The sequence below is a fragment of the Anaerophaga thermohalophila str. Valhall genome, assembly GCF_000250735.1.
GTDB lineage: Bacteria > Bacteroidota > Bacteroidia > Bacteroidales > Marinilabiliaceae > Anaerophaga > Anaerophaga thermohalophila_A.
Genome location: NZ_AHZV01000063.1, coordinates 1 through 8,750 on the forward strand (window position 1 = coordinate 1; position 8,750 = coordinate 8,750).

At 39.7% G+C, this 8,750-nt stretch carries 9 protein-coding genes; 5 read left to right on the forward strand and 4 right to left on the reverse strand.

What is annotated here, in order from left to right; translation table 11 throughout:
• The first annotated feature begins 33 nt into the window (after window positions 1-33).
• A complete protein-coding gene (locus OQ5_RS0102725) occupies window positions 34-711 on the forward strand; it encodes a DUF4861 family protein (protein WP_016776021.1) in 678 nt (225 codons plus the stop codon).
• Between the two features lie 892 nt (window positions 712-1,603).
• Here OQ5_RS0102725 and OQ5_RS24110 read toward each other — a convergent pair.
• From OQ5_RS24110 to mnmD, 3 genes are all read right to left on the reverse strand, one after another.
• Window positions 1,604-1,840, reverse strand: a complete 237-nt coding sequence (locus OQ5_RS24110) for an FKBP-type peptidyl-prolyl cis-trans isomerase (RefSeq protein WP_016776024.1) — start codon at window positions 1,838-1,840, stop codon at window positions 1,604-1,606.
• Window positions 1,841-1,860: 20 nt separating this feature from the next.
• Window positions 1,861-2,415 (reverse strand): FKBP-type peptidyl-prolyl cis-trans isomerase N-terminal domain-containing protein, encoded by a 555-nt coding sequence (locus tag OQ5_RS20040; protein ID WP_016776025.1) that lies wholly within the window; start codon window positions 2,413-2,415, stop codon window positions 1,861-1,863.
• Between the two features lie 186 nt (window positions 2,416-2,601).
• Complete coding sequence (mnmD, locus tag OQ5_RS0102745) at window positions 2,602-3,273, reverse strand: tRNA (5-methylaminomethyl-2-thiouridine)(34)-methyltransferase MnmD (protein ID WP_016776026.1); 672 nt, start codon at window positions 3,271-3,273, stop codon at window positions 2,602-2,604.
• 75 nt (window positions 3,274-3,348) lie between these two features.
• Between mnmD and dinB the strand changes: the two genes are divergently transcribed.
• Both dinB and OQ5_RS0102755 read left to right on the forward strand, forming a co-directional pair.
• Window positions 3,349-4,416, forward strand: a complete 1,068-nt coding sequence (dinB, locus tag OQ5_RS0102750; protein ID WP_016776027.1) for a DNA polymerase IV — start codon at window positions 3,349-3,351, stop codon at window positions 4,414-4,416.
• 12 nt (window positions 4,417-4,428) lie between these two features.
• Window positions 4,429-5,157 (forward strand): phosphorylase family protein, encoded by a 729-nt coding sequence (locus tag OQ5_RS0102755; RefSeq protein WP_016776028.1) that lies wholly within the window; start codon window positions 4,429-4,431, stop codon window positions 5,155-5,157.
• Here the strand turns inward: OQ5_RS0102755 and OQ5_RS0102760 are convergent.
• A complete protein-coding gene (locus OQ5_RS0102760) occupies window positions 5,130-6,227 on the reverse strand; it encodes a nucleotidyltransferase family protein (protein ID WP_016776029.1) in 1,098 nt (365 codons plus the stop codon). The genes OQ5_RS0102755 and OQ5_RS0102760 overlap by 28 nt on opposite strands.
• Before the next feature lie 512 nt (window positions 6,228-6,739).
• On the opposite strand from OQ5_RS0102760, the gene OQ5_RS0102765 reads away from it, so the two are divergent.
• Together OQ5_RS0102765 and OQ5_RS0102770 are read left to right on the forward strand one after the other, a co-directional pair.
• Window positions 6,740-7,261: a phosphate-starvation-inducible PsiE family protein gene (locus OQ5_RS0102765; protein ID WP_016776030.1), complete on the forward strand. Its 522-nt coding sequence runs from the start codon at window positions 6,740-6,742 to the stop codon at window positions 7,259-7,261.
• 261 nt (window positions 7,262-7,522) lie between these two features.
• Window positions 7,523-8,041, forward strand: coding sequence for an RNA polymerase sigma factor (locus tag OQ5_RS0102770; RefSeq protein ID WP_026055079.1), 519 nt, complete (start codon window positions 7,523-7,525; stop codon window positions 8,039-8,041).
• The last annotated feature ends 709 nt before the right edge of the window (window positions 8,042-8,750 follow it).

Sequence of the window (8,750 nt, forward strand, 5' to 3'; positions counted from 1 at the left end):
CGGAATTGATATTTATGGGAAAAAACCACCGAAATGGTACTTGATTCAGCTGGTATCCGTGGTCAGGATTATCACTCCATGGACAGTTGGGGAATGGACATCCTGAAGGTTGGAAATTCTCTCGGGGCAGGTGCCATTGGTATTTGTGTTGGCGATGAAGTAAGCAGAGTTGGTGAATGCGAACGAGGAACTTACAACTTCATTACCGAAGGACCTGTCAGAGCTATGTTTGAACTGAAATACGAGGGTGTTCCTGTTTCCGGAAGGAGGTATGATGTTACCCATCGCATCTCCATCTATGCGGGCGACTTATTTTACAGGAGCAAAGTATTTGTTGATGGTCTCCGCGGTGATGAAGAGCTCGTAACTGGTATTGTCAATATGGAACAAAAGGAATCATTCGATTTGGAAGAAAGCGGATATAAAATTGTGGCTTCACACGGAAATCAGGCCTATCTTGGAGAGAACCTCGGAATGGCTGTCCTTATTCCGGATAATCAGTTTATTGAAACGTGGAAATCGTCCGACGAAGGCGACGGGATAGTGGAAACCCACATGATCGCTCTGAGTCTGAATAAAGAAAACCCTTCAGAGTATTGTTTTTTTAGCGGTTGGGAATATCAGGATGAAGGATTTAAAACTCGTGACTATTTCGAGAATCAACTGATTATTGCTGCCAAAAAAATGTCAGATTTTAATAGCGGTAAATGAAGGATTACCCGAGCGATGATATTAAACAGGCAATTTTTAGTATTATTTTTGCATAAAATACTCAGATTTATTTATATTGCGACTGTTTTTATATAGGTTTTATTAGTTGTGTGTGAAAGGAGTGGGGCTGTCTGAAATGGCAGTTTCACTCTTTTTTTATTAAAATTCATTACCCTAACCTGGCAGAGCCAGAACCAAAAAACAAAAAGCTCAGGTCATAAATTTGTCGGATTAGCTAATTGCTACGTAATTACTTTTGAACTTTTGCAAGCAAGCAGCAGGACAGCTTTTGTTAAACGGCATAATCTTTTAAATTCGCACCAAAGATGCGATAATAATTCGCTAAATTCGTAAAATTCGCGGTTGTCAAACAACAAATGGCGTGGCCATTTTTATAAATGGTTCATCACAAAAATGGTTCATAGAAATGATTTTTCTTTCAATTGTATCTTTAAAAATGGCTAACCCCATTTTGTTTCACATGAACCACGAATGACACGAATTAAAAATCTGTTTCACAGCTTTTTAAAACGGCGAAGCCGTTAAGACACACCTTAGGTGCGGCCAAAATTCGTGAAATTCGTGACGCCCGGCTCTGTCGCTTGCTTGCAAGAATTCGTGGCTGAGGTTAAGGTTGAGGCTGAGGCTGAAAATTCACCACAGAGAACACAGAGGAACACAGAGATAGACGGCGGGGAAAGTAAAGAGGTAGGGCCGTACGGCTCAACAAAAGCCCGCTAACTTAAAACTCAAAGCCCGAAACTCAAAACCCGAAACCCGAAACCCTGACTACTGACTAATAACTACTGACTAAAAACTATTGACTAAAAACTATTGACTAAAAACTATTGACTAAAAACTAATAATCATGCCCGTTTCATCGGCAAAATTTCTATTCGTCAAGGATTTCAATCAATTCGATATCGAAGACAAGAGTTTCGTTGGGGCCGATTTTGTCTCCGGCACCGTTTGGTCCATACGCGATATCCGATGGAATAAACAATCTCCATTTTGACCCTTCGGGCATCATTGTAAGTGCTTCCTGCCAACCTTTTATAACACGGTTTACCCTGAAGGTTGCTGTGTCTCCCCGCTCTATCGTACTGTCGAAAATGGTACCGTCAATCAAAGTTCCGTGGTAAGTACATTTTACTCTGTCGTTTTTTTGGGTTTCTGGCCGCTGCCTTCTTTTATGACCTTGTACTGAAGTCCGCTCTCAAGTGTTACAACACCATCTTGTTGAGCATTCTCCTCTAAAAAGGCCAGTCCTTTATTCAGGTTTTCCTGGCCTTCTGCATCTTTAAGGCTGTCTTTTTTCTCCTTAACCTGCCTGAAAATTTTACGGATGTAAATGTCAGCTGTCATATCCGTAAAATAAGATTTACCGTATGCTAATTCATTGAAAAAGCCTTTTTTAAACATCTCTATGTCGATGGTGTCCAGTTGGTTTTTTCGAAAATCGATATAGTTATCAACCAGTTCGGAATTTTTAAAGGCCATTGCAACATGTTTATAGTCGATGGTATCAAATGGCAGTTGTTCAAAATGTTGTTTCCAGTTGGTAGCTTCGTAAAATCCCAACGCATAACTTAAACTGTCGAGTTGGTTTTCGAGTTTGACTTCTCCTGTGTGCGGAACACGATTACAGCTTGTTAGAATAATCAGTGCTGTTATCAGGATTACTCCCGGTTGCTTTTTTTTCATGATAAAAAATAAATTTTGTTGATACAATGTTTTTAAACTGCCTTCAGTTTTTGTTATGAGATGCTTAAATATCAATTTATACAAGTATCCTCAGCTAAAATAAAAGCACGTTAAATGCGCGTGAAAATAGGAAAAAATATGGACAAACTACTTTTTGTCCCGATGGAAAATTTGTTGTGGGTTCAATTATTTTTTAAAAGCCCTGAGCATTTCTCTTTTTCCCGGAGGGCCTGGAATTTTTTCAATGATTAAACCCGCATTTTGCATAGCCCTTTTCACACTCCCCTTGGCGCTGTATGTTGTAAGAATTGCTCCGGTATTCATGGTGGCTGAAATAGTATTGAAAATTTCCGGTTCCCATAGTTTGGGTTGTTTGTCCGGAGCGAAGGCATCGAAATAGACAAGATCAAATTTTGTGTTTGGCTGAAAAGATGTCAGGTCTGTTTTTTCCTTATAAAGGGTGAACTCAGGGGTTATTTCGGCTATAGAATTCCACGGAGCTTTGTGTAACTGCTCGAAATATGCTTTTGTATTTGCGTGTTGAATAAGCTCCGGATGGTTTATTTTTGAAACCAACTCTACAGGAAGAGGATACTTTTCAACAGTATGGTAATAGATTTTATGGTTTCTTATATTTATCAGGGTAAGTAATGCATTAAGACCGGTTCCAAATCCTACTTCGAGGATGTTTAATTGTTTTGCCGGATGATGCTTCAGCCCCGCATTGATAAAGACATGCATCGATTCCTGAATGGCGCCGTGGATCGAATGATAATGTTCCTCAATGTCCGGTCGGTAAAGGGTTGATGATCCGTCTTCTGAAGTCTTTAATATTACCCCTGGAAATTTTTTGTTCATTCGAATGCCTGTTTGATGCAAAGATAATCATATCTAACTTTATGTCCCGCCATAAAAAATAGCTAAAATTGCAACATGTTGCGTAAAATTATCCATATAGATATGGACGCTTTTTTTGCCTCCATTGAGCAACGGGATGATCCTTCTTTGCGTGGAAAACCGGTTGCTGTCGGAGGAAATACCGATCGTGGGGTGGTTGCTGCTGCCAGTTATGAAGCGCGTAAATACGGTGTTCGATCGGCCATGCCATCCCGAATTGCCGCAAGAAAATGTCCCGGGCTTATTTTTGTCAAGTCGCGGTTCGATGTTTACAGAGCGGTTTCTGCCACCATTATGGATATTTTTCGTGATTATACCGACCTGGTTGAGCCATTATCCATCGATGAAGCTTTTTTGGATGTCACTACCAATAAAATGGGAATGCCCTCGGCAACATTGATTGCCCGTGACATTAAGCGTCGTATTTTCGAAACTACGGGACTTACTGCCTCTGCAGGTATTAGTATAAACAAGTTTTTGGCAAAAATAGCTTCCGATCAGGATAAACCTGACGGATTGTTTGTTATTAAGCCTGAAGACGTTCTGGATTTTATCGGCAACTTGCCGGTAGAGCAGTTTTATGGCGTGGGACCGAGCACAACCCGGAAGATGCATGATCTTCAATTGTTTACCGGGCAAGATATTCGGAATTCTGATTTGTCAATGTTGACAAGAAATTTCGGAAAAGCAGGAATCTTTTTTCACCAGATCGCCAATGGTATTGATGATCGTCCGGTTGTTCCGCATCGCGAGAGAAAATCGGTCGGCATCGAAAATACTTTCCTGAAGGATATTGATACTACTGATGAGATGTTAACTGAATTAGCTGATTTGGAAGAGGGATTATGGAAACGGTTAAAGAAGCACAATGTTTTTGGCAAAACAATTACTCTCAAGGTTAAATATAACGACTTCGAACAGATTACCCGTTCTCAGACTTTTTTGAGTCCGTTGAAAAACCAGAAAGAGCTGCACGCTGCGGTTAGGGACTTATTAAAAATTGCCGACCCTCAAAAACCGGTTCGCCTTTTGGGAATTTCCATTTCCAATTTTGAAGAAAAAAACCGCCCGAACGAGGTTCAGCTGACTATTAATTTTGATTAACATTAATTGGCTATGATAGAGAATATTACATTTATTATTGCTATGGAGGCCGAGGCAATGCCTCTAATCGATAAATTCGGGCTTACCGAAGAGGCTGCATTTTCTCCTAAATTACCAATGCGAGCCTGGAAAGGTAAGTGGCAGGGAATAAATCTGACACTGGTTACAAACGGGAAAAATAAAGACACCGGACTTGATCTGATCGGTTGCGAAGCAGCCGCTTTGGCCACATTTCAGGCTGTAAAGGAATTTCAGCCCCAACTTTTAATTAACGCAGGAACGGCAGGTGCTTTTGAAGAAAATGGGGCCCGGGTCGGGGACGTTTATCTAAGTCGTGACCGCGTTGTTTTTCATGATCATCGTGTACCGATTCCCGGATGGGATCATCAAAGCGAAGGTCACTTTCCCGTTTGGGATACAGGGCAATTGCGAACGTTGGGATTTAAATATGGCATCGTGACTACAGGAAGTTCCCTTGATATGCCGCAAGAAGATGAAAAGAACATTCGACGTTTGGGTGGGGAGATTAAGGATATGGAGGCCGCAGCTGTTGCCTGGGTTGCCCTTTTGCACGAAGTACCTGTTTTTTGTATAAAAGCTGTAACCGATTTGGTGGACTCGGGAAAACCTACCCATGATGAGTTTCTCAGGAATCTCAGGCTGGCTACAAATAATCTTTGCGACGGCTGTGAAAGAATTATTCGCTTTCTGGCTCAGAGCCCTGATATTCGCCTGAGGTAAAGTTTCAATAATGAAAATCCCCGATGCCGGCCGTATTGGTGATCCATGTATGCTTTTTCAGGAAAAAACTCTCTGAAGAGCATCAATATTTTTTTGTGTACCCCAGGGAGTCTTGATATTTCATGTAGTACAATGAACTTGTGTTTCTTTTCAGTATCTACTTCTTTATGAAAAATTGCTTCATCGGGAAACGGAATCGGTGGATGAAGGTGCCATGGAAAATCTTCTAAGAGGAGTGAACTCCAATATATGGCCGATTCAATTTGTTTCTTGGAACGGGGATTTATTGCAATAACTTTGTTAATAAATGCCGGGTCTGATACATTCCTTTTTAGCACAAGGGCGATGTCGAGCAACCATCCCAGGCGCATTCCTCCCATCTGATACCCTTTAAAGGTATGGGCAGCCAGGTGATACGTCTGCATGATGTCATCGAATATCAGTATTTCAGGTTGGTTGGGCGGGTGGGTTGTGCGCGTAAAAAGATCGACACTGTCGGGATTTAAAGGATTGCCCAGCCCAAACAGGCGTTGATGAGGCTCTATCATAATATTTTGCCATCGGATAGCCGGAATATGTGCATTCACTTTGGCGTGGAGTTTTGAAATAGGCGCATAAAGCTGTTGCGCTCCGTTTCGGTACATGATTTCTTTAAACTGTTCGATCTGATGCTCCGCCAGGAGAATGTCGATGTCCCCCATAGGGCGCAGAGATTCCTGGGAATATAGCGTAAATGCAAGTGCTGTTCCTTTTAGCGGTATTATTTTTATGCCATGTTGTTGTGCCAAAAAATTCATATCTCCGAAAACCTTCCATTTTTGTTGGTTCATAACCAGGGTTTGGAGATATTGCATCCTGAATTTGTTTTCTATTTCCCTCGATAAATGAACTCCTTTGTCCGATTTTTTGTTTAATTGAAAATAAAACCAGGGGGCAACCCCGTTGCGGGCAGCAAAATCGAAAAGTTGCGATGCCAACACGGGATCATGGGGAAGATCGGGTGGAGAAGTGGTGTCGGGATGACACCATTCGAAAACAATGCTGGCAATTTTCGAATGAAATGGTGGCATATAAATAATTTTTGTCTGATCCCAAATTTAGCAATTGTTTGCGGTAATTAGTGCGTGTCTGTAAACCCGAAAAAATTTTTACAATAAATAAGTGTGTCTGTTCAGAAAGTGCCAGTTGCAAACGTAACGCAGCGAATATGACTTTACAATAGTTGGTTAGATTTTTACATATGTCTGATAATTAATTATTTACGCAACTGATGACACAAACCACAACTCTTATATAATTATAATAAAGACTTTGCGTCATTGCGTCTCTGCGTTTAGGCTTTTTTTAACTGATATTGACTTTATGGACAGACACTAATTAGTGCCTGTCTATAAAGTAGAAAAAGTTTCCTACTTATCATGTGTCTGTTCATAAAGTGTCATTTACAAGGCTTGCGAAGTCCGAAAATACGGAGTTTACTCATCGTAAATGAGTAATTTTCGGACGAGCGTAACACAGTAAATGGCACTTTATGGACAGAGACTAATTAATACTTAATCGCCTGCCACAAAAAACCGGAAATATGCTTAAATATGTAAGAATTCTCCAAAAGGCAATTGTTTTTTTATTGCTTTTCATTATGTCGCTGATACTTCTGGTCAGCACCGTTAATATTATTCTGACAGTTGTGGCCGGAGCAGTATCCGACCCAAATGATTTTTTCACTGCTGACAGACTGCAATCGCTGTTCGGACTTTTCCTCGTTATCTTAATTGGTATTGAATTACTTGATACCGTTAAGGCTTTTCTGGAAGAAGAAATGGTGCATGTGGAAATTGTTTTGCTGGTTGCCATGATTGCAATTGCCAGGAAGGTTATTGTGTGGGATTTTTCGGAATATCACGTAAGAGAGCTTTACAGTCTTGCAGTAATGCTGATCTCACTTGCCATCTCTTATGCAATCATCAAAGGTACATGGGTAAAGGCTGTTCTCGACAAATGGTTTTCTTTTAAAAAGAGAGATAAATCCGATATTTTTGAACAAACACCGGTTGAAGAAAAGGACTTAAGGGCACCTGATCGGCCTGATAATAATTTGAAATAATTCTAAATTGCGTTTTCTTTTCTTATATTGTAGCGCATTTTTCTTGTTTAACATTAAACACTATTGACATTTCTTTTTTCTTGATGTAATTTAGAAATTCATGATAATTTAAAATATAAATTCCAGATAATGAGGTTGTAGTGTGAATTTTTATTTAGAATGAGACTAAATAGGGTTGAAAATTGATTGTTGGATTATTTGGAAGCGTTTTATTTTTTTCGTATTTTTGTTAGACAGAAAACAAACAAAAACCAATACACCATGACATCAATTCAATTCAACAATCGCTTGTTGGGGCTGCAAGACAAGCTCTTGTATTTTGCCCTCAGTCTGACTTCAAATGATGAAGACGCTCATGATTTGTTGCAGGAAACAATACTTAAAGCGTTGACTTATCGGAATCAGTTTGTTGCAAATACAAACTTTAAGGCGTGGGTGTTCACCATTATGAAGAACACCTTTATCAATAACTATCGTCGTAATCAGAAGACGAGAAACACTTTTGACGGTTCTGACGATGCCTTTAAACATGCGTTCCGGAAAAATTTTGCATCCGAAACACCTGAAATGGTTCATTCTGTGACCGAAATGAATAAGTATATTGAACAACTGGGTGATGAATTTCGTATTCCTTTCAGGATGCATACCGATGGATATAAGTATAAAGAAATTGCAGAAGAACTGGATCTGCCCATCGGCACAGTAAAGAGCAGGATTTTCTTTACAAGGAAAAAATTACAGGATATGTTGAGGGATCGTGAAGGTAGTTATGCGGTTTGACTTTTTTTATTATCTTCAAGCAGGTATTTGAGTGCCTGAATGACATTTTATCTTAGTTTAAGGTTTGGGTTTAGTGGATGAGTGGACAGCCGGTCATTTGTTTTAATACAATGGCCGGTTGTTTTTTGATGTAGAATTGGAGCAAAGCGTAAATCGTGGAGGCCTTATAATTTTTATCTCGTGAACAAAAAAGTAAAAGCCAGCGCAACCTGTCCCGAACTCTTAGGGAGCTTTAGCGCAAAAAAGTCAAATACATTTTTGCCGGATAATAGTGCTTTTTTCTATCTTTAAGTGAAAATTTTGTTATTTGCAGTTCGGGATTATGGATGATACTTAGTGCCTGTCTATAAAGTAGGAAAAGCTTCCTACTTATCATGTGTCTGTTAAGAAAGTGTCATTTACAAGGCCTGCGAAGTCCGAAAATACGGAGTTTACTCATCGTAAATGAGTAATTTTCGGACGAGCGTAACACAGCAAATGGTACTTTATGGACAGACACTACTCAGTTTATTAACAATGGTCCGTTAAGTTTTTGTAATAAATTGCCATCATAAGATTTACAAAAAGAGATTTTTTTGGAGCGTATTTAGCTCCCTATAGTCAGTTAAAAATAGTCTAAACGCAGAGGTCGTGATGACACAAAGTTTTTATTGTGAGAGAGTTGTAGCTTGGGGTGTTGTTTGCTCTTTAAGGGATTTGTTTGTTAAAA